Source organism: Pseudoalteromonas sp. A41-2 (assembly GCF_015767615.1).
Lineage (GTDB): Bacteria > Pseudomonadota > Gammaproteobacteria > Enterobacterales > Alteromonadaceae > Pseudoalteromonas > Pseudoalteromonas lipolytica.
In genome coordinates, this window is record NZ_CP065231.1 from 3,529,288 (window position 1) to 3,552,580 (window position 23,293).

Annotated in this window: 17 protein-coding genes and 3 rRNA genes; all 20 read right to left on the bottom strand. The window is 43.6% G+C overall.

The features are described 5' to 3' along the window. Positions 1–156 precede the first annotated feature (156 nt). Positions 157–1,177, bottom strand: a protein-coding gene (locus tag IT970_RS15860; protein WP_374027195.1) for an IS630 family transposase whose coding sequence is annotated in 2 segments (ribosomal slippage) — positions 157–723 and positions 725–1,177 — 1,020 coding nt in all. Because the reading frame shifts where the segments join, the coding sequence is not laid out codon by codon here. A 440-nt stretch (positions 1,178–1,617) separates the two neighbouring features. Next, positions 1,618–1,732 (bottom strand): 5S ribosomal RNA (gene rrf, locus IT970_RS15865). A gap of 188 nt (positions 1,733–1,920) precedes the next feature. Beyond that, positions 1,921–4,805: ribosomal RNA gene (locus tag IT970_RS15870) — 23S ribosomal RNA — on the bottom strand. Between the two features lie 280 nt (positions 4,806–5,085). After that, positions 5,086–6,626, bottom strand: a 16S ribosomal RNA gene (locus IT970_RS15875). The 16S, 23S and 5S rRNA genes sit together here, the layout of an rRNA operon. Before the next feature lie 605 nt (positions 6,627–7,231). Then, complete coding sequence (locus IT970_RS15880; protein ID WP_036973720.1) at positions 7,232–9,016, bottom strand: choice-of-anchor I family protein; 1,785 nt, start codon at positions 9,014–9,016, stop codon at positions 7,232–7,234. A 138-nt stretch (positions 9,017–9,154) separates the two neighbouring features. Continuing rightward, entirely contained in the window at positions 9,155–10,516 is a 1,362-nt protein-coding gene (gene glmU, locus IT970_RS15885; protein ID WP_065978286.1) for a bifunctional UDP-N-acetylglucosamine diphosphorylase/glucosamine-1-phosphate N-acetyltransferase GlmU, read from the bottom strand. 478 nt (positions 10,517–10,994) lie between these two features. Continuing rightward, positions 10,995–11,417 carry a F0F1 ATP synthase subunit epsilon gene (locus tag IT970_RS15890; RefSeq protein WP_036973718.1) on the bottom strand — a complete coding sequence of 141 codons (423 nt, stop codon included), beginning with the start codon at positions 11,415–11,417 and terminating at the stop codon, positions 10,995–10,997. A 13-nt stretch (positions 11,418–11,430) separates the two neighbouring features. Continuing rightward, positions 11,431–12,816 (bottom strand): F0F1 ATP synthase subunit beta, encoded by a 1,386-nt coding sequence (gene atpD, locus IT970_RS15895; protein ID WP_036973717.1) that lies wholly within the window; start codon positions 12,814–12,816, stop codon positions 11,431–11,433. Between the two features lie 32 nt (positions 12,817–12,848). Continuing rightward, positions 12,849–13,709 carry a F0F1 ATP synthase subunit gamma gene (atpG, locus tag IT970_RS15900; protein ID WP_036973716.1) on the bottom strand — a complete coding sequence of 287 codons (861 nt, stop codon included), beginning with the start codon at positions 13,707–13,709 and terminating at the stop codon, positions 12,849–12,851. A gap of 59 nt (positions 13,710–13,768) precedes the next feature. Then, on the bottom strand, positions 13,769–15,310 hold the full coding sequence (gene atpA, locus IT970_RS15905; protein ID WP_036973715.1) for a F0F1 ATP synthase subunit alpha: 1,542 nt from the start codon (positions 15,308–15,310) through the stop codon (positions 13,769–13,771). Positions 15,311–15,324: 14 nt separating this feature from the next. Beyond that, positions 15,325–15,858: a F0F1 ATP synthase subunit delta gene (gene atpH / locus IT970_RS15910; protein ID WP_036973714.1), complete on the bottom strand. Its 534-nt coding sequence runs from the start codon at positions 15,856–15,858 to the stop codon at positions 15,325–15,327. Positions 15,859–15,874: 16 nt separating this feature from the next. After that, complete coding sequence (gene atpF, locus IT970_RS15915; protein WP_036973713.1) at positions 15,875–16,345, bottom strand: F0F1 ATP synthase subunit B; 471 nt, start codon at positions 16,343–16,345, stop codon at positions 15,875–15,877. A 42-nt stretch (positions 16,346–16,387) separates the two neighbouring features. Next, the gene (atpE, locus tag IT970_RS15920) at positions 16,388–16,621 is read right to left on the bottom strand and encodes a F0F1 ATP synthase subunit C (RefSeq protein ID WP_010561330.1); all 234 of its coding nucleotides are present in this window, start codon (positions 16,619–16,621) and stop codon (positions 16,388–16,390) included. 55 nt (positions 16,622–16,676) lie between these two features. Beyond that, positions 16,677–17,534: a F0F1 ATP synthase subunit A gene (gene atpB / locus IT970_RS15925; protein ID WP_036973712.1), complete on the bottom strand. Its 858-nt coding sequence runs from the start codon at positions 17,532–17,534 to the stop codon at positions 16,677–16,679. A 15-nt stretch (positions 17,535–17,549) separates the two neighbouring features. Next, a complete protein-coding gene (locus tag IT970_RS15930; RefSeq protein ID WP_036973711.1) occupies positions 17,550–17,930 on the bottom strand; it encodes an ATP synthase subunit I in 381 nt (126 codons plus the stop codon). Between the two features lie 160 nt (positions 17,931–18,090). After that, a complete protein-coding gene (locus IT970_RS15935; protein ID WP_036973710.1) occupies positions 18,091–19,002 on the bottom strand; it encodes a ParB/RepB/Spo0J family partition protein in 912 nt (303 codons plus the stop codon). Positions 19,003–19,022: 20 nt separating this feature from the next. Beyond that, the gene (locus tag IT970_RS15940) at positions 19,023–19,808 is read right to left on the bottom strand and encodes a ParA family protein (RefSeq protein ID WP_036973709.1); all 786 of its coding nucleotides are present in this window, start codon (positions 19,806–19,808) and stop codon (positions 19,023–19,025) included. Positions 19,809–19,821: 13 nt separating this feature from the next. Continuing rightward, positions 19,822–20,442: a 16S rRNA (guanine(527)-N(7))-methyltransferase RsmG gene (gene rsmG / locus IT970_RS15945; protein ID WP_036973708.1), complete on the bottom strand. Its 621-nt coding sequence runs from the start codon at positions 20,440–20,442 to the stop codon at positions 19,822–19,824. 15 nt (positions 20,443–20,457) lie between these two features. Next, positions 20,458–22,347, bottom strand: coding sequence for a tRNA uridine-5-carboxymethylaminomethyl(34) synthesis enzyme MnmG (gene mnmG, locus IT970_RS15950; RefSeq protein WP_065978285.1), 1,890 nt, complete (start codon positions 22,345–22,347; stop codon positions 20,458–20,460). Positions 22,348–22,775: 428 nt separating this feature from the next. Next, positions 22,776–23,222: an FMN-binding protein MioC gene (mioC, locus tag IT970_RS15955; RefSeq protein ID WP_118843864.1), complete on the bottom strand. Its 447-nt coding sequence runs from the start codon at positions 23,220–23,222 to the stop codon at positions 22,776–22,778. Positions 23,223–23,293 lie beyond the last annotated feature (71 nt).

Below are 23,293 nucleotides of genomic sequence, written 5' to 3' on the forward strand. Positions count from 1 at the left end.
TTAGGTTAGCATAAAGTGAAGTAGCCCATTTTAGAGTCCCTTCATTCTTGTCATCATGATTAAGCAACGTGGGAACCGTGATTTAACATCGTGATTAAGAAGCGTAGGAACGGCTTTAGCCGTGAATCTCAGGGGTTATACCATTCCGCATAAAGGTTAAATCAACTTTATCCATTCCCGATTACACATCTTCATCACTCGCTCCGGTATTGAAATAAAGTGATTCCATGCTTTTGAAACTTCATCAACAATTTCGTCATAGCCCGAAAACACTCTATTGGATAAACAGTGTTGTCGTATCCAGCTCCATACTTGCTCTATTGGGTTTAACTCTGGTGAATAAGGAGGGAGCTTTATTAGCGTGAGGTTGTTAAATTCTGCGGCTGTATCGTATGTGTGCCAGCCTGCGCCATCTATTATCACGACAGCATGCCTGCCAACTGGTGTAGCTTGTGATATCTGACTCAGGTGCTGCGTCATTGCTTCTTTATTGACGAATGGGCTTACTAGCGCTTCTGTTTGGCCTGTGGCAGGACATACCGCACCAAATAAATATCCATAGTCAAACTGCTGTTGTTTTACTATCCGTGGCCGAGTGCCTGTTTCAGCCCAAATGCGCGTAGTCGGATTTTGCTGGCCAAATCGTGCTTCGTCCTGAAACCATACGTCGATACGGTCAAGTGGAAGGTGTCCGGGTGTGTGAAGGATCGTTTCCAGTTGGAAGTTTTTTAAAAGCTTCTTGGCTTTTTAATGAGTGTTTAGGGTGTTTCGAACGGCTTGTGATCCAACTAAAGCCAAGCTGCTTGAGTATTTTATAAGTATGATTTAAGTGATAATGAACACCAAATTCAGTGCTAATGTAATGCACAATGTCTTCACCGGTAAGCCGGCCACCTTGAAGTTCTGTGTTCGTGCGTTTTATAAATTCAGACAGTTGCTCAAGTTGTGACTGTTGTAATCTAGATGGACGCCCTTGTATAGGCTTATTGTCTAAGCCATACAGCCCCTGCTCTAGGTAACTTGAAACCCATTTATTAACACTACTTCGTGCTATGTTAAGACGTTTTGCAATATCGGTTCTGCTATTCCCCTCATAAAATAATGATACTGCGAGTAATCGTATGCGTTTTCGTGCGTTTGGTTCTTTTCGCGAAAGCGCTAAAAGCTGTTCAGCTATGTTTTGGTTCAATGTTATTAACCGGTGATTTTATATAGCCTATATTAGATCAGATATTTAAGCGGAATGGTATTATGCATGAAGAGCATATCAGACTCTTTCGGCACTCAAGTGCCACCTACGCGCTAATTATCTCAGTGTAGGTGAAATGAGCGATTTAAGAGAACCATCATTCTCCACTACTGTCATCATGATTAAACAACGTTAGAACCGTGATTGAACATCATGATTACAAAGCGTAGGAACGGCTTTAGCCGTGAATGTCAGTAGTTATGTATGAAGGGCATATCAGACACTTCGGCACTAAAGTGCCTCCTACGTCTCTTCATCTTGCGCTTATGCGCCTTTTATCTCTGTATGCAATCTCAGTATGGTACTGGACGATTTAGCCCTGAACGCAAAAAACCCGACTCTTTCGAATCGGGTTTCTCTAATTAGGAGCCTGGCGATGTCCTACTTTCACATGGCAAATGCCACACTATCATCGGCGCTGTTTCGTTTCACTACTGAGTTCGGCATGGGGTCAGGTGGGTCCAAAACGCTATTGTCACCAAGCAAAATGCGTGGAAAGGATTCTCGACAAAGCGCATCGCGCTTACGAGTCCTTTGCGCAAGGTGAACTGATTTCGCATTAAGCGCTGAGGTTCACCCTACATAAAATCTGGAAATCTGATAATCGTAAAATCTACTTTAGTATACTAACTTCTGTCTGTTACGCTGTCATAAAACGCGTTTGGCGTTGTATGGTTAAGCCTCACGGGTAATTAGTACAGGTTAGCTTAATGGCTCACACCACTTCCACATCCTGCCTATCAACGTTGTAGTCTTCAACGGCCCTTCAGAGACTTTAAAAGTCTAGTGAGAACTCATCTCGAGGCCTGCTTCGCGCTTAGATGCTTTCAGCGCTTATCAGTTCCGAACGTAGCTACCGGGCAATGCCATTGGCATGACAACCCGAACACCAGCGGTTCGTTCACTCCGGTCCTCTCGTACTAGGAGCAACCCCTCTCAATTCTCAAACGCCCACGGCAGATAGGGACCGAACTGTCTCACGACGTTCTAAACCCAGCTCGCGTACCACTTTAAATGGCGAACAGCCATACCCTTGGGACCGACTTCAGCCCCAGGATGTGATGAGCCGACATCGAGGTGCCAAACACCGCCGTCGATATGAACTCTTGGGCGGTATCAGCCTGTTATCCCCGGAGTACCTTTTATCCGTTGAGCGATGGCCCTTCCATTCAGAACCACCGGATCACTATGACCTACTTTCGTACCTGCTCGACGTGTCTGTCTCGCAGTTAAGCTGGCTTCTACCATTACACTAACCGTACGATGTCCGACCGTACTTAGCCAACCTTCGTGCTCCTCCGTTACTCTTTGGGAGGAGACCGCCCCAGTCAAACTACCCACCAGGCACTGTCCGTAACCCCGATTAGGGGCCAACGTTAGAACATCAAAACTACAAGGGTGGTATTTCAAGGACGGCTCCACAAAGACTAGCGTCTCTGCTTCAAAGCCTCCCACCTATCCTACACATGTAGGTTCAATGTTCAGTGCCAAGCTGTAGTAAAGGTTCACGGGGTCTTTCCGTCTAGCCGCGGGTACACAGCATCTTCACTGCGATTTCAATTTCACTGAGTCTCGGGTGGAGACAGCGTGGCCATGGTTACACCATTCGTGCAGGTCGGAACTTACCCGACAAGGAATTTCGCTACCTTAGGACCGTTATAGTTACGGCCGCCGTTTACCGGGGCTTCGATCAAGAGCTTCGTCCGAAAACTAACCCCATCAATTAACCTTCCGGCACCGGGCAGGTGTCACACCGTATACGTCATCTTGCGATTTTGCACAGTGCTGTGTTTTTAATAAACAGTCCCAGCCACCTGGTCACTGCGGCTCCAATCAGCTTAAAGAGCAAGTCTCATCACCAATCGGAGCGTACCTTCTCCCGAAGTTACGGTACGATTTTGCCTAGTTCCTTCACCCGAGTTCTCTCAAGCGCCTTAGTATTCTCTACCTGACCACCTGTGTCGGTTTGGGGTACGATTCGGTATAATCTGAAGCTTAGAGGCTTTTCCTGGAAGTATGGCATCAACAACTTCACCACCTTAGTGGCTCGTCTCGTGTCTCAGTCTTAAGAGTCCGGATTTTCCTAAACTCTCAACCTACTCACTTTCACATGGACAACCAACGCCATGCTTGCTTAGCCTGCTCCGTCCCCCCATCGCAATTATACCAAGTACGGGAATATTAACCCGTTTCCCATCGACTACGCCTTTCGGCCTCGCCTTAGGGGTCGACTTACCCTACCCTGATTAACATGGGATAGGAACCCTTGGTCTTCCGGCGTGCGGGTTTTTCACCCGCATTATCGTTACTCATGTCAGCATTCGCACTTCTGATACCTCCAGCAACCCTCCCGGGTCACCTTCAACGGCTTACAGAACGCTCCCCTACCACTCAAAATAAATTTTGAATCCGCAGCTTCGGTGCATAGTTTAGCCCCGTTACATCTTCCGCGCAGACCGACTCGACCAGTGAGCTATTACGCTTTCTTTAAAGGGTGGCTGCTTCTAAGCCAACCTCCTGGCTGTCTGGGCCTTTCCACATCGTTTCCCACTTAACTATGACTTTGGGACCTTAGCTGGCGGTCTGGGTTGTTTCCCTCTTCACGACGGACGTTAGCACCCGCCGTGTGTCTCCCGGATAGTACTTTACGGTATTCGGAGTTTGCAAAGGGTTGGTAAGTCGGGATGACCCCCTAGCCTTAACAGTGCTCTACCCCCGTAAGTATTCGTCCGAGGCTCTACCTAAATAGATTTCGGGGAGAACCAGCTATCTCCCGGTTTGATTAGCCTTTCACTCCTAGCCACAGGTCATCCCCTAACTTTTCAACGTTAGTGGGTTCGGTCCTCCAGTTGATGTTACTCAACCTTCAACCTGCCCATGGCTAGATCACCGGGTTTCGGGTCTATACCTTGCAACTCAACGCCCAGTTAAGACTCGGTTTCCCTACGGCTACCCTAATCGGTTAACCTCGCTACAAAATATAAGTCGCTGACCCATTATACAAAAGGTACGCAGTCACCCAACAAGTGGGCTCCTACTGCTTGTACGTACACGGTTTCAGGTTCTATTTCACTCCCCTCACAGGGGTTCTTTTCGCCTTTCCCTCACGGTACTGGTTCACTATCGGTCAGTTGGGAGTATTTAGCCTTAGATGATGGTCCACCTATATTCAGTCAAAGTTTCACGTGCTCCGACCTACTCGATTTCACTTAAGATGCATTTTCGTGTACGGGACTATCACCCTGTATCGTCATACTTTCCAGAATGTTCACTAACACATAATAAGCTTAAGGGCTGGTCCGGTTTCGCTCGCCGCTACTTCCGGAATCTCGGTTGATTTCTGTTCCTACGGGTACTTAGATGTTTCAGTTCTCCGCGTTCGCCTCTTACACCTATGTATTCAGTGCAAGATACCTGCAAGCAGGTGGGTTTCCCCATTCGGAAATCCTAGTCTCAAGTGCTTTTTACTAGCTTGACTAGGCTTATCGCAAGTTAATACGTCCTTCATCGCCTCCAACTGCCAAGGCATCCACCGTGTACGCTTAGTCACTTAACCATACAACCCAAACGGGTCTTTGTTAGTGACAGCTGTTAACTTCGCCAGAAGTTAATTCATCAAATAATGATGAGAATACTAAAGTAGATACCGATTAATCTGTCGATTAATTGGCATATTTTTACTTTTGAAAACTCTTGATAAATAACAATGTTATTCATCAGAATTTTATTATCAGCTTTCCAAATTTTTAAAGAGCATATTAATTAGTGAAGCCAATGGCTTTACTAACTAACAATCATCTGTGTGGACACTACGAACAAATAAGTTCTAAATCGTATAAGGAGGTGATCCAGCCCCAGGTTCCCCTAGGGCTACCTTGTTACGACTTCACCCCAGTCATGAATCACTCCGTGGTGAACGTCCTCCCGAAGGTTAGACTATCCACTTCTGGAGCAACCCACTCCCATGGTGTGACGGGCGGTGTGTACAAGGCCCGGGAACGTATTCACCGCGTCATTCTGATACGCGATTACTAGCGATTCCGACTTCATGGAGTCGAGTTGCAGACTCCAATCCGGACTACGACGCACTTTAAGTGATTCGCTTACCCTCGCAGGTTCGCAGCACTCTGTATGCGCCATTGTAGCACGTGTGTAGCCCTACACGTAAGGGCCATGATGACTTGACGTCGTCCCCACCTTCCTCCGGTTTATCACCGGCAGTCTCCTTAGAGTTCCCGACCGAATCGCTGGCAACTAAGGATAGGGGTTGCGCTCGTTGCGGGACTTAACCCAACATCTCACAACACGAGCTGACGACAGCCATGCAGCACCTGTATCAGAGTTCCCGAAGGCACCAAACCATCTCTGGTAAGTTCTCTGTATGTCAAGTGTAGGTAAGGTTCTTCGCGTTGCATCGAATTAAACCACATGCTCCACCGCTTGTGCGGGCCCCCGTCAATTCATTTGAGTTTTAACCTTGCGGCCGTACTCCCCAGGCGGTCTACTTAATGCGTTAGCTTTGAAAAACAGTTCCGAGGAACCGAGCTTCTAGTAGACATCGTTTACGGCGTGGACTACCAGGGTATCTAATCCTGTTTGCTCCCCACGCTTTCGTACATGAGCGTCAGTGTTGACCCAGGTGGCTGCCTTCGCCATCGGTATTCCTTCAGATCTCTACGCATTTCACCGCTACACCTGAAATTCTACCACCCTCTATCACACTCTAGTTTGCCAGTTCGAAATGCAGTTCCCAGGTTGAGCCCGGGGCTTTCACATCTCGCTTAACAAACCGCCTGCGTACGCTTTACGCCCAGTAATTCCGATTAACGCTCGCACCCTCCGTATTACCGCGGCTGCTGGCACGGAGTTAGCCGGTGCTTCTTCTGTAAGTAACGTCACAGCTGAATGCTATTAACATCCAACCTTTCCTCCTTACTGAAAGTGCTTTACAACCCGAAGGCCTTCTTCACACACGCGGCATGGCTGCATCAGGCTTGCGCCCATTGTGCAATATTCCCCACTGCTGCCTCCCGTAGGAGTCTGGGCCGTGTCTCAGTCCCAGTGTGGCTGATCATCCTCTCAAACCAGCTAGGGATCGTCGCCTTGGTGAGCCATTACCTCACCAACTAGCTAATCCCACTTGGGCTGATCTTATGGCGCGAGGCCCGAAGGTCCCCCGCTTTGGTCCGAAGACATTATGCGGTATTAGCAGTCGTTTCCAACTGTTGTCCCCCACCATAAGGTACATTCCCAAGCATTACTCACCCGTCCGCCGCTCGTCAGCAGAGTAGCAAGCTACTCTCTGTTACCGCTCGACTTGCATGTGTTAGGCCTGCCGCCAGCGTTCAATCTGAGCCATGATCAAACTCTTCAATTAAAAGTTTTTTCTGTCCTTCCCATAAGGGAGCGGACATGCTCAATGAATTCTGAATTTATTTAACATCTTTCGATGTTGAATTGACTGTGCTGAAATAAGTAAACTTATTTCTGTTGGTCACTCAGTTTAAATTGAGACTCTAAATTTTTTTGTCTTACTACCTAAGTAGCTCGACTGTTAGAACTCAATCTGTACGAGTGCCCACACAGATGATTGCTTTACATTGTTAAAGAACGTTTCGAGTTGCTTTCGCGTCTCGAGGGATGCGTATAATACATCCTTAATTTTTCGAGTCAACACTTAATTTTAAACTTTCTTTCGAAGACTTAAAACCGAAGTTTTACTTAACTCTCTGCTACGTTGTTCAGCGTCTTTCGTTGCTGCCCGCCGTGTCAGTGGATGCGCATTATAGGGATTATCTGGAGGCCGTCAACGCTTTATTTCAGTTTTATTTAATTAATTTCAATTTTGTACAATAACCATACAAATAAAGGGCTGCAGGAGTATTTCAGCTCAAAAATCAGTCACTTTTATGTTCATTAAAGGGCAAATGAAAAAGCGATATACTTTAAAATCAGTCTATCGCTTTTATTTTACTAGTTGGATTACTTAGTGGAAATTTCCCACACAGCGATTGAGCCCGAGATTTCATTACCTACGACAAGTAATGCTTCATTCGTTGCACTTTGTTCTGCAGGTATAAATGCCATCCCTTCAGGGGCAAGATCACCGGTTATTTCTGCACCGGCTTCTAAGCCACGGTTAAAAAAGTAATCTTGGAATGTCACATTGTATGGATTAGTAATATCAAACACCATAATGCCACCCATACGCTCTAAACCAATAAATGCAAATGTACGCTCACCAATAGTACCCAGTGCTAATGCTTCAGGTTCAGCCCCTTTGTCATCTGAGCGGGTATCACCGGCATTTTCATCTTCATTATTGTTAAATGCTTCGCCGTGAACTGATGCGGTAATACGTGAAATTTGGTCACCAGAATCAAAAACCACCATGCCATTACTATCCCAAATAGAAAATGAGCGGGCTCCGTACGCATAGAGTGACTCGTATTCACCATCGTTATCTTCATCACCTTTAACTGTGGTCACTTTTAGGCGGCCAATATCAGTGTTGTCGTTGTTCAGATAATCAAAATTGCTTGCCAGCGTTAAGTCTTTAGCTCTGGTTTCATCTATATAAGATAAGCAGCCATCATCTTCATCATAGTCAAGACCACCTTTTGCTATACAATCAGCTTCGTCGGCTGTGTCAAAGAAGTATTCTCGTGCATCGCCTTCGTTAGCTGTAACGATGAAATTTGCACCTTTCCAGCTGAAACTAGCGATAGTATCGGGTTGATACATACCATATAAGCCTGGGTATGATTTAAAGTTCACCCCTCCATCTTTATCTGATGCATCAATGAGTAAATTAGACCAGTCTTTGAAGCCTAACCCTTTTAGCTCTAAGCTATTATTTTCCAAATTAACGATAGCCAGGGCATTATTTTCTTGTAGTGAAACGTAGGCAAACTTATTGTCTTTAGAGATGCTGATGTACTCAGGCTCTAAATCCATAGCTACGGTTGTATTAATTAGCTTGCCGTTGATTGTACGACCTGTCGGATTAGCAAAAACAATCCCTAATTCTTCAAGCTCTGCTTGTTTATCGTTATAGGCTGCGAAGGTGATGCTAATAGCAGTGTCAGCAATCACGCCATCATTGATGTTAATGATGCTAATTGAGCCTTCAGGATCAATACTGTAATCCCCATTCGGTTCGCCTTCGTTTGCAACCAGTACTTTATTACCATCATGGCTAAAGGTAACCATGTCGGGCAGGGCGCCTACAGATACATTCTTAATAAACTGAGGCTCGTCGCCACTAATATCATAAAATGCGATAAGCCCTGCATCACCCGTTGTTTTTGCAGCCATAGCTACAGCAAGTAATTCGTTATTTTCATCGATGGCGATACTGTTTGCATCACCCGCACTGTGCTCATTAAGAGACACGGTAATTGCAGAGGCTAAATTAGTGCCGTTTACAACGCCTTCGTTATCCTTTACGAGCGCAGCTCTGTCAAAGCTATCAGCCGGAATGATATTAACCACTGCAGAATCACCCGAACTATTAATTGCAAAAATTCTTTTTTTAGCCGCTTGATAGGCCACAATCTCTGCGGCACCTTCTGGGCTTTGTGCATTTAATACTGCACGGCCAATAAGATGAATATTTAAAGGTGAATGTGCATTAGTGCCATTAACACCATCTTGCCCTGCGGGACCTTGCTCACCTTGTAAACCATCTTTTCCATCATCTCCCTCTAATGAGCAACCCGTAAGAATAGACAACAGTGACAGAGCAAGCATTGATCTTTTTAACATTATTATTTTTCCTTTGTGTTGTATTTACTACATAACAACACACAGGCATGACAACAATATGGCATTTTTATGTGGACAAAATCCGGGCATAAAAAAAGCGAGTGTGAACTCGCCTTTTTCAATTAGGTATAATGCAGCTTACTGTTTTTTAACAGGGCGCTTCCAACCACTGAGATTACGCTGTTTACCACGCGCTACCGCCAGTTGTTCATCTTCAACAGTATTAGTGATCACAGAGCCCGCACCAATCGTTGCTGTTGAACCAATATTCACAGGAGCGACAAGCGATGAGTTTGAACCAATAAAGGCGTTATCACCGATGATGGTTTTTGATTTATTTACACCGTCGTAGTTACAGGTAATGGTACCCGCACCAATATTTACCTTTTCGCCGATTTCAGCATCACCTAAATAAGTAAGGTGGTTTGCTTTTGAGCCCTTACCTAAGCGGGTCTTTTTCATTTCGACAAAATTACCAATGTGAGAATCTTCTTCCATAATGGCACCAGGACGCAGTCGTGCAAATGGACCTAAAGTACATTTAGTCGCAACAGTTGCTTCTTCGACTAATGAATTGGCTTTAATAATAACGTTATCACCAATGGTGCAGTCTTTAAGTACGCAATTAGGACCTATTTGTACATTATTACCCAGTGTTACTTTACCTTCAAAAATAACATTAACATCAATAAGTACATCTTCACCCGTTGTTACTTCACCGCGTACATCAATGCGTGCAGGGTCGGCAAGGGTGGCACCGTTTAACATCAGCTCCTCTGCTTGCCATGCTTGATAAGCACGCTCAAGTGCCGCTAGTTGTACACGGTTGTTTGCGCCTTCAACTTCCATTGGATGCTCAGGTTGTGCAGAGGTGATTTCAACGCCTTCACTGTGAGCCATGGCAACAATATCTGTTAGGTAGTATTCACCTTGAGCATTGTTATTCGATAGGTTACTTAACCAACGTTTCAGTAATTCACCATTGGCAGCCATAATGCCAGTGTTGATTTCTTTAATCGCTAATTGCTCAGCGGTCGCATCTTTTTGCTCAATAATACCGACTAATTTGCCATTTTCACGCAGCATACGCCCATAACCAGATGGGTCGTCTAATGTTACTGTTAATACTGCAAGTCCGTTTTTAGGCGTAACAGCAAGTAACTTTTCTAACGTCGCACGTTTTGTAAGGGGAACATCACCGTATAAAATCAACACGGTATCATCATCAGCGATATGCTCTTTAGCGACCGCGACAGCATGGCCAGTACCAAGTTGTTCTTCTTGTAGCACCCAATTTACTTGATTATGAGAAAGGGCGGCTTGTAATTGATCGCGACCGTGGCCATAAACTAAGTTGGTCTCACGTGCGCCTAAGGCCGTGGCATTATCAATTACATGTTGCACCATCGGCTTTCCAGCCACTTTATGAAGCACCTTTGGGAGTGCTGAACGCATACGAGTACCTTTACCCGCAGCGAGAATAACGGTTGTCAGAGACATTAAAACAATATCCTTCTTTCTTTGTTTTAGTTGAGCTGTTAATGAGTGTAATAAATAAGTCAACCTTGGTTAGGTAAGTCACGTCATGTGCAAATACTCAATCCTAATAAAGAGGACTGAACCTTAGATGAAATACTTATTCACATTTAATACACCACATTGTAACGGGCTTTGATGAAGGATATAAGTACTAAACGAAGAATAGGGCGCTTTAAACGAGTTTGCTTATACCATTGTGCTTAATTAAGTGGTCTATAATAATACTTAATCATTTTGAGTGATTAAACCAGTCGCTACCTGCGTTAAAAATTTCTGATTTAGAACAACTAAATAACTAAATTTTTGCCTTGTTATCAACGCGGTTTTATTGCCTCAAAATAGATCACTAAATTAAGCGGAATGGTATTACATAAATGTTGAGTAAATTACAGGCACAAAAAAGCCCACATTAAGTGGGCTTTTACAAAACCGAGTAGGCTTACTTTTTGCGTAATTGTTGAATTACGCGAAGTTGAGCGATTGCTTCAGCAAGTTGCACTGCAGCTTGTTGATAATCTAACTCAGCAGTTGACGTATTCGCCATTTGCTCTTCAGCATCACGTTTCGCTTTTTCAGCCGCTTGCTCGTCCAGATCTTCACCACGTACTGCTGTATCAGCAAGAATCGTAATACGATCAGGTTGAACTTCTAGCGTACCGCCAGCAACATACATCACGTCTTCGTGACCAAATTGCTTAACTAAACGTACCATACCAGGTTTTAGGGCAGTTAATAATGGAGCGTGGCCATAGTTAACACCAAGGTCACCTTCACTACCACTTACTTGAATCGATTCAACCAGACCAGAGAACAAGCTCTCTTCTGCGCTTACTACGTCAAGATGTACAGTCATAGCCGCCATACTACCCTCCTAATTACATGCTTTTGGCTTTTTCTTGAGCTTCTTCAATAGAGCCAACCATGTAGAACGCTTGCTCTGGCATATCATCAAACTCACCGTTTAAGATACCTTTGAAGCCAGCAATTGTGTCTTTAAGTGACACGTATTTACCAGGCGCGCCTGTAAATACCTCAGCAACGAAGAACGGCTGAGATAAGAAACGCTGGATTTTACGTGCACGAGATACAACTTGCTTATCTTCGTCAGAAAGCTCGTCCATACCTAGGATTGCGATGATGTCTTTCAGTTCTTTATAACGTTGAAGAACTGTTTGAACGCCACGCGCTGTATCGTAGTGCTCTTGACCAATTACTAATGGGTCAAGTTGACGTGAAGATGAATCAAGTGGGTCTACCGCAGGGTAGATACCAAGTGACGCGATATCACGAGAAAGTACTACTGTTGCATCTAAGTGAGCAAACGTTGTTGCTGGAGATGGGTCAGTTAAGTCATCCGCAGGTACGTATACCGCTTGGATTGATGTGATTGAACCCGTCTTAGTTGATGCGATACGCTCTTGAAGTACACCCATTTCTTCAGCAAGTGTAGGCTGGTAACCTACCGCTGATGGCATACGACCTAGAAGTGCTGATACCTCTGTACCCGCTAGTGTATAACGGTAGATGTTATCAACGAAGAAAAGTACGTCACGACCTTCGTCACGGAACTTCTCTGCCATCGTAAGACCTGTTAACGCTACGCGTAAACGGTTACCCGGTGGCTCATTCATTTGACCGTATACTAGTGATACTTTATCTAGTACGTTTGAGTCGTTCATCTCATGGTAGAAGTCATTACCCTCACGTGTACGCTCACCAACACCTGCGAATACTGAGTAGCCGCTGTGCTCGATTGCGATGTTACGGATAAGTTCCATCATGTTTACGGTTTTACCTACACCGGCACCACCGAATAGACCAACTTTACCACCTTTAGCGAATGGACATACAAGGTCGATTACCTTGATACCCGTCTCTAAAAGTTCAACTGAACTTGATTGTTCTTCATAAGAAGGCGCTGCACGGTGAATAGACATACGCTCTTCTTCACCAATTGGACCAGCTTCATCAATAGGGTTACCAAGTACGTCCATGATACGACCTAGTGTCTTCGTACCTACTGGAACGTGGATTGGCTGACCTGTACCTTCTACTGATGTACCACGACGTAAACCGTCAGTAGTACCAAGTGCGATACCACGTACCACACCGCCACCTAGCTGTTGTTGAACTTCTAAAGTTAAACCCGCTAAGTCGCCATCTGTTACTTTTAGTGCGTCATATACGGCTGGCACGTTGTCTTGTGGAAATTCGATATCCACAACGGCGCCGATAATTTGGACGACCTTACCTAAACTCATGTCTATTCCTCTCATTAAACTTTGCCGAAGCGTTAAACTGCTGCCGAGCCGCCAACAATCTCACTGATTTCTTGTGTGATTGCAGCTTGACGAGCCTTGTTATAAACAAGCTGTAACTCATCCATAAGGTCGCCAGCATTATCAGTTGCAGCTTTCATTGCAACCATACGGGCAGCCTGTTCAGAGGCAGCGTTCTCAACTACACCTTGGTATACTTGAGACTCAATAAAGCGTACTAACAGAGCTTCTAAAATAGCTTCTGGGTTTGGCTCATATAAGTAATCCCAAGAATGTTGAGATACTTCTTCTTCAGCTTTTGGCAAAGGGAGTAACTGATCGATTGTTGGCTCTTGCTTCATCGTATTAACGAACTTGTTAAATACGACGTATAAGCGGTCAATTTTGCCTTCAGAGTATGCATCTAGCATCGTTTTTACAGGACCAATAACGTCTTGTAATGAAGGTGTATCTCCTAAGTTCGCCTTTTTAGCGACTAACTTACCGCCGAAACGTTGGAAAAAGCCTGCTGCTTTGCTACCTAAAGTAGTAAATTCAGCATCAACGCCTTTTTCTTTCCACGCTTTCACATCTAGGGCAACTTTTTTGAACTCGTTAGAGTTCAAGCCACCACATAGACCACGGTCAGTAGAGATAACAATATAACCAACTCGTTTTACTTCACGCTCTTCTAAAAAAGGGTGAGTAAAATCAAGATTTGCTTGAGCAACACGACCAATCACTTTGCGTAAGTTTTCAGCGTATGGACGGCTTGATGCCACACGTTCTTGCGCCTTTTTCATTTTAGACGCAGCAACCATTTCCATTGCGCTGGTGATCTTTTGAGTATTCTTGATACTCCCGATCTTGCTTTTAATCTCTTTTCCGCTGGCCATGACTCTCTCTCCGAATCAGGTGGGCTTTAGTTGCCTAAAGCTCACCATTCATAACTAAATTACCAAGTTTGCGTCGACTTGAACTTCTCTAGAAGTTCTTTAAGTTGCGCTTCAATCTCAGCGTTGTAGTTACCAGTTTCATTGATTTGAGCCATTAGCTCTGCGTATGTGCTGTTTGCATAAGAAATTAAGCCCGCTTCAAAGTCACCGATTTTCGCGATTTCGATGTCTTTTAGGTAGCCTTTTTCAGCTGCGAATAGCGACAGAGACATTTCAGCAACAGACATTGGTGCGTACTGTTTCTGCTTCATTAGCTCTGTTACGCGCTCACCATGCTCTAATTGAGAACGTGTTGCATCGTCAAGGTCAGACGCGAACTGCGAGAACGCAGCTAATTCACGGTACTGAGCTAACGCTAGACGGATACCACCACCTAGTTTCTTAACGATTTTAGTTTGCGCTGCACCACCAACACGCGATACCGAGATACCAGCGTTAACAGCTGGACGGATACCTGAGTTGAATAAGTCAGTTTCTAAGAAGATCTGACCATCGGTGATAGAGATAACGTTTGTCGGTACGAACGCAGAAACGTCGCCGCCTTGAGTTTCAATGATTGGCAATGCCGTCAGTGAACCTGTTTTACCTTTCACTTCACCATTAGTGAACTTCTCAACGTAATCAGCATTTACACGTGATGCACGCTCTAGAAGACGAGAGTGAAGGTAGAATACGTCACCTGGGTATGCTTCACGGCCTGGTGGACGCTTAAGTAGCAATGAGATTTGACGGTAAGCAACAGCTTGCTTAGATAAATCATCATATACGATTAATGCGTCTTCACCACGGTCACGGAAGTATTCACCCATAGTACAACCAGCAAATGGTGCTAGGTACTGAAGTGCTGCAGATTCAGAAGCCGATGCAACCACAATAATTGTGTTTTCAAGTGCACCGTGCTCTTCTAATTTACGTACTACGTTAGCAATTGTAGATGCTTTTTGACCAACCGCTACGTACACACACTTAACGCCTGTGTTCTTTTGGTTGATGATTGCATCGATAGCTAAAGCAGTTTTACCTGTTTGGCGGTCACCGATTACAAGCTCACGCTGACCACGACCAACTGGGATCATCGCATCGATAGATTTATAACCAGTTTGAACTGGCTCATCTACTGATTGGCGCTCGATTACGCCTGGTGCGATTTTCTCAACAGGTTCAAAACCGTCGTTATCTAAAGCGCCTTTACCATCGATAGGGGCACCTAGAGTGTTAACAACACGACCAAGTAGACCACGACCAACAGGAACTTCTAAAATACGACCAGTTGATTTAACTTTTACGCCTTCTTTAAGGTCTGCGTATGGACCCATAACTACTGCACCTACTGAGTCACGCTCAAGGTTTAGTGCGATAGCATAACGGTTGCCAGGAAGCTCAACCATCTCACCTTGCATACAGTCAGCTAGACCGTGGATGCGGATGATACCGTCTGTAACAGATACGATAGTACCTTCGTTACGAGCTTCACTTACAACTTCGAACTGCTCAATACGTTGTTTGATCAGATCTGAAATTTCAGTGGAATTAAGTTGCATGCTCTTTTTCCCAATTACGATTGTAGTGATGTAGCTAAGCGGGCTAACTTGCCGCGTACTGAGCCGTCAATTACAGTGTCACCCGCCTTAATAATAAGGCCGCCAACAACTGTAGCGTCTTCACTACAATTCAGCTTAACTTTGCGTGCGAAACGTTTTTCAAGTGCCGCTACCAATGTTGCTTGCTGCTCGGCAGAAAGCGGTGTTGCAGAAACCACGTCTACGTCGGTTTCTTTATCGTAATCCGCTTTTAATTCAGCGAATAACTCTGCAACAGCAGGCAGTGCAACTAAACGACCATTTTCAGCCATTACCTTAACTAGGTTTTGGCCTTGTTCGTTGAGCTGCTCTGCACAGATCTTAATAAAAAGACCTGCTTTTTCAGTAGCAGTAGGCAATCCAGCTAGCGCAGCAGCGGCTTGCTCGTTGCTGGCAACTTGGCCAGCAAAGAACAGCATGTCGTTCCAACTTTCAACAGTGCCTTTTTCAACAGCAAGTTCAAAAGCCGCTTTAGCGTATGGGCGAGCGATAGTAGCCAATTCAGACATGCTCATACCCTCCTAATTACAGCTCAGCGACAAGTTTTTCAACGATGTCACTGTGTGCGGCTTGATTGATTTCGCGCTCTAGAATCTTCTCAGCACCAACCACGGCCAGAGTTGCTACTTTCTTACGTAGCTCTTCTGTTACACGGTTACGCTCTGCTTCGATTTCAGAGTGCCCTTGAGCAATAATTTTTTCACGCTCTTGTTGACCACGAACAGTTTCTTCGTCAACGATAAGCGTGGCACGCTTTTTAGCTTGTTCAATGATATCAGCCGCTTGAGCTTTTGCCTCTTTAAGCTGCTCAGCAGCTTTCTTTTGCGCAAGTTCTAAGTCTTTTTCGGCTCTATCAGAGGCAGCTAAACCATCTTCGATTTTCTTCTGGCGAGCTTCAATTGCACCATTTAGTGGTGGCCATACGTATTTCATACAGAAAAGTACGAATACCGTAAATGCAATTAATTCACCGATAAGAGTGGCTGTTAAGTTCACGACCGCTCCTCCTTAAAATAGTAAGCTGTTCAAAAAATAATATTAAAGTACGAACAACAATACCATTGCGATACCAACACCGATCATAGCTACGGCATCGATTAGACCAGCAAGGATGAACATCTTAACTTGTAGTGAAGGTGCAAGCTCTGGTTGACGCGCACATGCTTCTAGGAATTTACCACCCATGTTACCGAAGCCGATAGCAGTACCGATTGCACCGAAGCCGATAAGTAGAGCAACAGCGATATACTTAAGACCAATCATTAGTTCCATTTTTTTCTCCAAAGTTTCAATTGTAAATTAAAATTAAATTTTAAAAGTGTAAAAATTAGTGATTATCTGAGCTTGCCATGCTTAGGTAAACGATTGTTAGCATCATAAATACGAATGCTTGCAGCACGATTACTAAGATGTGGAATGCGGCCCAAATAAAGTGCAACGGTAGTTGCATTAAACCAACAGCGCCGATCAAGATGAAAATCAACTCACCAGCATATAAGTTACCGAATAAACGCAGTGCTAACGAGAACGGCTTAGCAACTAAAGCGATTGTTTCTAGTAATAAGTTACATGGGATTAAGAACACCATCATCAGCTTGTTTTTAGAGCTAAATGGGTGCAGTGTTAGTTCCGCTAAGAAACCGCCAATCCCTTTGATTTTAATTGCGTAACCGATCATCAGAATGAATACACCAATAGCAAGTGCAGCAGTCATATTGATGTCTGTTGTCGGTACAATTTTCATGTATACGTCGTGAGAGTCCATACCAAATGCTTGCTCACCAACGAAGCCAGCGAATGCAGGTAGGAAATCAACCGGGATCAAGTCCATTAAGTTCATTAAGAACACCCAAACGAAAATCGTTAGAGCTAATGGAGCAATTAAACTACTTTTGCCGTGGTAAGTATCGCGTACGTTGTCGCCAACGAATTCAACGATCATTTCAATGAAGCATTGAAATTTACCAGGTACACCGGTATTTGCTTTTTTAGCGGCACTACGGAAGATCCATAAAAATACAAGACCTAAACCGATTGACCATGCGAGGGTATCTATGTTCCATGTCCAGAAGCCACTGTCCGCACAAGCTTTATTGAAGGCTAGACCAGCGTCGGTCGAGCACATCTTAGCATTGGTTAAGTGGTGCTGAATATGGCTTGATAGAGTTACTTCTTCTGCAGCCATGTTATATCCCAAAAGTTAATGATTAAAAAAAACGGGTGCGAACAATCCGCTAAATAACACCAATACATACACACAAAAAAACGGTAATAAAACGACCGTGTAAGACTTCAGTATCAGTGCAAACAACACAATTGTTAGCATAAATTTTAATCCGTTGCCGCGCTTTAGCGAGGCATACACTTGATTTGTCCGACTTGCACCCATATATCTGAATGCATAAACAACAAATACAAAATTAGGGAGTAGTGCAACAGCTCCGCCAGCAAGCGCTGACTGGCCGGCATTGACTCCCCAACCTACAAAAACAATTACTGCAGCGATTATCGCTACGATACCCTGAAGACAAATTAATTTAAATGCGGCAAGCCTATATGGCTTTGCTAACCTATTAGTCACGTTTTATTAACCTTAAGAACGTTCATATTGTCAGGGTATGAAAACTGGCGAAATTATACTGATTCCTACCAGTTTTGCAACTTGAGTCGACCCTTTGTAGCGCAAAAACACCACAAATGTCTCTTTTTGGACATGTTATTAATTAATGACGGGAATAGTCTTAATTTATACGGCTTAAAATGCCATCTAACTCATCAAAGCTTGTGTACGAAATAACCAGCTTGCCTTTGCCTTTTTTGTTGTAGTTAATTTCTACTTTAGCCCCTAAGTTCTCGGCAAGTTTTTGCTCTAACTGTTTGACATCTGGATCTTTTTCGAGCACTTCTTTTTGAGGTGCGGGTTCTAAAATTGAACGAACAAGCTTTTCAGTTTCACGCACAGTTAACGCTTTTGCGACAGCTAATCGCGCCGCATCTGACTGCGCTTCACCTTCAAGTGCTAATAAACAACGTGCATGACCCATTTCAATGTCGCCATGCTCTAACAGTATTTTAACATCTTCGTTAAGATTATTTAGGCGTAGTAAATTAGTCACTGTGGTACGAGATTTACCAACAGCTTCGGCCACTTGCTGATGAGTAAGCTCAAACTCATTCAATAAACGATTAAGTGCAATGGCTTCTTCCATAGCATTTAAATCTTCGCGTTGAATATTTTCAATAAGTGCAATAGCAACAGCCGCTTCATCAGGTACGTCTTTGATAATACAAGGTACGCTATCTAATTTAGCTAATTGAGCAGCACGCCAACGACGTTCACCAGCAATAATTTCGTATTTATTTGCACCAATAGGGCGCACAACAATAGGTTGGATTATGCCTTGCGCACGAATCGAGCTTGCAAGCTCTTCCAATGCTTCTTCAGACATGTCTTTACGTGGTTGATATTTACCTGACTGTAAAAACTCAATCGCTAATTTTTGCAGTTCACCTTTATTTTGCTCTGCCACAGCATCTGATACAGGCTCTGTTGTTACTGCATTTTGTTGCTGATTATCTGCACTTGGGGCAGGTTTTGATGAACTTAATAAAGCGTCGAGTCCTCGGCCTAAACCGCGTTTTTTAGCAGACATGTTATTTTTTTACCTCAAAGTTAGGCTACTGCTGAAGATGTTTTCTCTTTTCTACGTAACATTTCACCGGCAAGGGCTAAGTATGCTTTTGCACCACTTGATGCGCGGTCATAATACATGGCAGGGGCACCAAAGCTCGGCGCTTCTGCTAAACGGACATTACGTGGGATAACGGTACGATAAACTTTATCGCCAAAATGTTGTTTTAATTGTTCAGATACGTCATTTGCAAGGCGATTACGCGGATCATACATGGTGCGTAAAATACCTTCAATTGTTAACGCCGGATTGACCAACTTCGACAGCTGAGTAATGGTGTCCATTAATGCAGTTAAACCTTCAAGGGCATAATACTCACATTGCATAGGCACTAAAATAGAATCAGCTGCTGCCATCGCATTAACCGTTAGCATATTCAGTGAAGGTGGGCAGTCAATAAAAATGAAGTCGTATTGGTCTTGCACTTTTTCAAGGGCATTACGTAAACGCACTTCACGGGCAAATAATTCCATCAATTTAACTTCAGCTGCTGTGACATCGCCATTAGCTGCAATTAAATGATATTCACCTGACGTTTCTTTATTGATTACTTCTTCGATTGGGGTTTCTTCTATCAATAAGTCATAAATAGTTGCAACGTCACCGTATTTATCGACACCGCTGCCCATGGTCGCGTTCCCTTGTGGGTCAAGATCGATTAATAACACTTTACGCTTTGTCGCGGCCATAGAAGCCGCAAGATTTACAGCGGTGGTTGTTTTACCAACCCCCCCTTTTTGGTTTGCTAATGCGATGACTTTTGCCACAGTGCTCTGATCCCTAGTCTTTAGATAGAATAATTAAATGCCTTTGCGCATCTAACTCAGGTACTTCCAAGCTAATTTTTTCGTCAAACTTTATACCCGCTGGTAATGAGTCAAGTTCGTCGCTCGGAAATACACCTTTTAAGGCGATAAATTTACCCGAATGATCAATCAAGTGCGAACACCAGTCAACCATATCTTGCAAAGAGGCGAATGCACGACTTAATACACCATCTAATTTAACACTTGGTTGATATTCTTCAACTCTAGACTGTACTGGGGTTACATTTTCAAGACCCAGTGCGTGTTTTACCTGCATCAAAAAGCGTACTCGCTTACCTAAACTATCTAACAAAATAAATTGTGTGTCAGGTAAAGCAATGGCTAATACGATACCCGGTAAACCCGGACCGGTGCCAACATCAATGTAATGTTTGCCTTTTAGGTGTGGCGCAACAACTAAGCTATCCATAATATGCTTAATCATCATCTCTTCAGGTAAGCGCACCGATGTTAAATTGTACGCTTTATTCCACTTGTCTAATAATTCAACATACTGAACGAGTTGCTGCTGTTGTTTTTCTGTTAGCGCAATATCAGTTTGCGCTAACAGTGACGTTAATTGTTGTTGTAACACTGTATTCCTTACCAACTACGCAGTCTTACGTAGTAAGCCTTGCTTTTTCAGATACACTAATAATAGCGAAATAGCAGCAGGGGTGATACCTGAAATACGTGACGCTTGACCAATCGTGTCTGGACGACTATCTGTTAATTTAGCAACAACTTCATTTGATAAACCAGAAACCGTTGAGTAATCAAAGTCTTTTGGTAATACAGTTTGCTCATGACGCAATTGTTTATTGATCTCGTCTTGCTGACGAGCAATGTAGCCTGCGTATTTTGTATGGATCTCAACTTGCTCAAGCGCAGCTTGGTTATTAAATTCAGATCCTAATCCTTCAATGGCCATTAAATCGTTATAACGAATTTCAGGGCGACGGATCAGATCCTCTAAACTCGCTTCACGTGTCAGTGGCGTTTTTAATAATGCGTTTACTTGATCAACCGCAACATGATCCTTATGGATCCACGTTTCTTTTAGGCGTTGCGATTCTTTCTCGATAATCTCCATTTTTTCATTAAATGCAGCCCAACGAGCATCATCAACCAAGCCTAATTCACGGCCTTTTGCAGTTAAACGAATATCAGCATTATCTTCGCGAAGTAATAATCGGTATTCAGCACGGCTGGTAAACATACGGTAGGGTTCTTTTGTACCTAGCGTCGCTAAATCGTCAATTAATACCCCTGTGTATGCTTCATCACGACGCGGAGTCCAAGGCTCTTTACCTTGTACTTGCAATGCGGCGTTCATACCAGCAATTAACCCTTGAGCACCCGCTTCTTCATAGCCCGTGGTGCCATTAATTTGGCCAGCAAAGAATAACCCGTTGATAAATTTAGTTTCTAATGATTGTTTCAAATCACGCGGGTCAAAGAAGTCATATTCAATTGCGTAACCAGGACGACAAATATGTGCATTCTCAAAGCCAGTAATTGATTGCACAATTTCAAGCTGAACATCAAACGGTAAACTGGTAGAAATACCATTTGGGTATAATTCGTATGATGTTAAACCTTCAGGTTCAACAAAAATTTGGTGTTTGTCTTTATCAGCAAAACGAACAATTTTATCTTCAATAGAAGGGCAGTAACGTGGGCCAATACCTTCAATAACACCTGAATACATAGGTGAACGATGTAAGTTATTACGGATCACGTCATGCGTTTTTTCATTCGTATAAGTGATATAACACGGGATCTGCTGTGGATGATCCGATTGCTTACCCATAAATGAAAACACGGGTGTTGGTGTATCACCTGGCTGTTCTTGCATTTTACTGAAATCAACAGTACGCGCATCAATACGTGGAGGTGTCCCCGTTTTTAAACGATCGACTCTAAAAGGTAATTCACGTAAACGTTGTGCCAGTGCAATTGATGGTGGATCACCTGCGCGACCCCCTTTAAAGTTTTCTAAACCGATGTGGATCTGGCCACCTAAGAAAGTGCCCACTGTAAGCACAACAGTAGGGGCGCTGAAGCGAAGTCCCATTTGGGTAACAACACCGAGTACACGTTCACCTTCAACAATAAGATCATCACATGATTGCTGGAAGATCTTTAAATTTTCTTGGTGTTGTAAAGTATGTTGAATAGCCGCTTTATACAAAGCACGATCAGCTTGTGCACGAGTTGCTCTAACCGCAGGGCCTTTTGATGAATTTAAAGTACGGAATTGAATACCGCCTTTATCAATGGCTTGTGCCATTGCACCACCGAGTGCATCAATTTCTTTAACCAAATGACCTTTGCCAATGCCCCCAATAGCTGGATTGCATGACATTTGACCAAGGGTATCCATATTATGTGTTAGCAATAGGGTATTCATACCCATGCGAGCAGAGGCTAATGCGGCTTCAGTACCTGCATGTCCACCACCGACAACAATAACATCAAAACTTTCGTGAAAAATCATTTATGGATCCTACTTAATCGACCAGCAAAACTTTGTAAAGGGAGCGTATTCTACCTAGAAATTTAGAGAAGATAAATGATTAAACAGTGCTCAAGATCTAAGTGGGTGATCTCTAATAATATAAAGGATCTTTTAAAGAGATCTTTTATTACTCTTACTACTACTGAAGCGGTTTTCTGTTGATAATGTTTAGTTCTATATTTAAAACATGATCTTAAGTCAGATCCAAAGGTGTTAATATGATCGGATCTAACCGCTAACAAGCTCTGATCAAAAGACCTATTTATACACAGGGCAATATCGAATGGATCTTATCCAATGGATAAACTAGGTTAAAAACGCAGGTAAATCAGTGTTTATCCACAATCTGATCTAAATTATCAGTAAATTGTGGGTAACTTTTTTAATAGATCTTGCCACTCTATACTTTAAAGACCCACAGACTTGATCCAGCTGGGTAGCCAGGCTAAGGCCGTATCTTCTGGCAGTTGTTCATCTAATATATTTAGCTCTAAACGTTCTGCTACGCGGCTTGCGCCTTTACTTATAAATAAATCATCAATATGGCGGCCTGCATAGTTATATGTGTCGTAACTGGTGTCACCTAAACCTATAACACTGTACTTTAATCCTTTTAAATCAATTTGTTGGTTAACTGATTCAATAAAAGGAAGTAAGTTTTCAGGGTAATCACCGGCACCATAAGTCGATGTACATAATAGCCAGATAGTGTCTTGTTGATCGATATCATTGAAAACGGGTTGTTCATGAAGCTTTACTTGAATCCCTTGTTGTTCAAGGGCTTCAGCGAGCTGCTCTGCAACATATTCGGCAGATCCCATTTGACTACCCACAATGATATTTACTGATTGCATGTCGTTGATCGTGTAATGAGTTAAGTGGGTACATAATAACGAACTTGTAGTGTGAGTAAAGTGTTGAATTA

Bases quoted from the DNA above. Each gene is read 5' to 3' on its own strand.
- atpB (WP_036973712.1), bottom strand. From the start codon at position 17,534: ATGGCTGCAGAAGAAGTAACTCTATCAAGCCATATTCAGCACCACTTA.
- IT970_RS15880 (WP_036973720.1), bottom strand. From the start codon at position 9,016: ATGTTAAAAAGATCAATGCTTGCTCTGTCACTGTTGTCTATTCTTACG.
- mioC (WP_118843864.1), bottom strand. From the start codon at position 23,222: ATGCAATCAGTAAATATCATTGTGGGTAGTCAAATGGGATCTGCCGAA.
- IT970_RS15935 (WP_036973710.1), bottom strand. From the start codon at position 19,002: ATGTCTGCTAAAAAACGCGGTTTAGGCCGAGGACTCGACGCTTTATTA.
- atpA (WP_036973715.1), bottom strand. From the start codon at position 15,310: ATGCAACTTAATTCCACTGAAATTTCAGATCTGATCAAACAACGTATT.
- atpD (WP_036973717.1), bottom strand. From the start codon at position 12,816: ATGAGTTTAGGTAAGGTCGTCCAAATTATCGGCGCCGTTGTGGATATC.
- glmU (WP_065978286.1), bottom strand. From the start codon at position 10,516: ATGTCTCTGACAACCGTTATTCTCGCTGCGGGTAAAGGTACTCGTATG.
- atpG (WP_036973716.1), bottom strand. From the start codon at position 13,709: ATGGCCAGCGGAAAAGAGATTAAAAGCAAGATCGGGAGTATCAAGAAT.
- mnmG (WP_065978285.1), bottom strand. From the start codon at position 22,347: ATGATTTTTCACGAAAGTTTTGATGTTATTGTTGTCGGTGGTGGACAT.
- atpE (WP_010561330.1), bottom strand. From the start codon at position 16,621: ATGGAACTAATGATTGGTCTTAAGTATATCGCTGTTGCTCTACTTATC.
- IT970_RS15890 (WP_036973718.1), bottom strand. From the start codon at position 11,417: ATGGCGGCTATGACTGTACATCTTGACGTAGTAAGCGCAGAAGAGAGC.
- atpH (WP_036973714.1), bottom strand. From the start codon at position 15,858: ATGTCTGAATTGGCTACTATCGCTCGCCCATACGCTAAAGCGGCTTTT.